General features: G+C 61.6%; 1 protein-coding gene. It reads left to right on the forward strand.

Annotation, left to right across the window (positions count from 1 at the left end):
• Positions 1–59: 59 nt before the first annotated feature.
• The gene (locus QRO91_RS22415; RefSeq protein WP_049439365.1) at positions 60–1,214 is read left to right on the forward strand and encodes an IS30 family transposase; all 1,155 of its coding nucleotides are present in this window, start codon (positions 60–62) and stop codon (positions 1,212–1,214) included.
• Positions 1,215–1,221 lie beyond the last annotated feature (7 nt).

A 1,221-nucleotide genomic window follows, 5' to 3' on the forward strand; every position in this document is an offset into this window, starting at 1 on the left:
GGTGAGTTCAACCCGTCAATGCAACATGATCAACAGTTGCACTGATAGGAGCGAACGATATGGCAAGGATGGGGCGGCCCGGCATGTCTCGAGCCCAGAAGCGAGATCTATGGCGACGATGGAAGGGCGGCCAGTCGCTCAGCGACATTGCCCGCTTCTTTGACAAGAATCCGGGTTCGATTTTCGGGGTTCTGGCCGCGCAAGGCGGGATCGCGCCGAGGGAACGTCGCCGATCCGCCCGGTCGCTGAGCTTAATGGACCGCGAAGAGATATCTCGATGCCTAGCTTCTGGCCAGTCGTTTCGCCAGATTGCGCTCAGCCTAGGGCGGCCTACCTCGACGATTAGCCGGGAAGTGGCACGGCATGGTGGCCGTGACCGATATCGGGCCGCACATGCCGATGAGGCCGCTTGGGAGGCAGCCCGGAGGCCACAGTCTTGCCGGTTGGCCGATAACCCTCGTCTGCGCTGGTTGGTGGCTTGCAAGCTGGGCCAGCAGTGGTCGCCGGAACAGATCGCCGGCTGGCTTAAGCTGAGGTTCCCGCTCAACCAGGCACTGCAGGTGTCGCACGAAACGATCTACCGGAGCTTGTTCATCCAGGCGCGCGGCCTGCTCAAGAAGGAACTCCTGGCGCACCTGCGCACGCGTCGCCGTATGCGCCACTCAAAGCTGGCCACCGCGATGCCTCGCGGCGGGATCATCGACGCGGTATCGATTCGGGAGCGTCCGGCGGAAGTCGAAGATCGCGCCGTGCCAGGGCATTGGGAGGGTGATCTGATCACGGGCAGCAACAATTCCCACATCGCGACGCTTGTGGAACGGCACTCGCGCTTCGTGATGCTGGTGAAAGTGAAGGGTAAGGACACCAGCAGCGTCGTCTCGGCGCTGAGCCGGCAAGTGAAAACACTGCCAACCGCGCTGCGAAAATCGCTGACGTGGGATCGAGGCGGTGAGATGGCCAGCCACAAGAACTTCACCGTGGCGACCGACACGCAGGTCTACTTCTGCGATCCGCAAAGCCCTTGGCAGCGCGGTTCGAACGAAAACACCAATGGCCTTCTGCGGCAGTACTTCCCCGACGGCACGGATCTATCCCGCCATTCGCAGGCATTCTTGAACAAGATCGCCAGACGTCTCAACGAAAGACCTCGTAAGACCTTGGGCTTCCAGACGCCAGCCGCTAAGCTGAGCCAAGCCGTTGCGTCGACGGGTTGAACTCACC

Source organism: Stenotrophomonas maltophilia group sp. Smal32, assembly GCF_030237085.1.
Taxonomy (GTDB): domain Bacteria; phylum Pseudomonadota; class Gammaproteobacteria; order Xanthomonadales; family Xanthomonadaceae; genus Stenotrophomonas; species Stenotrophomonas maltophilia_Q.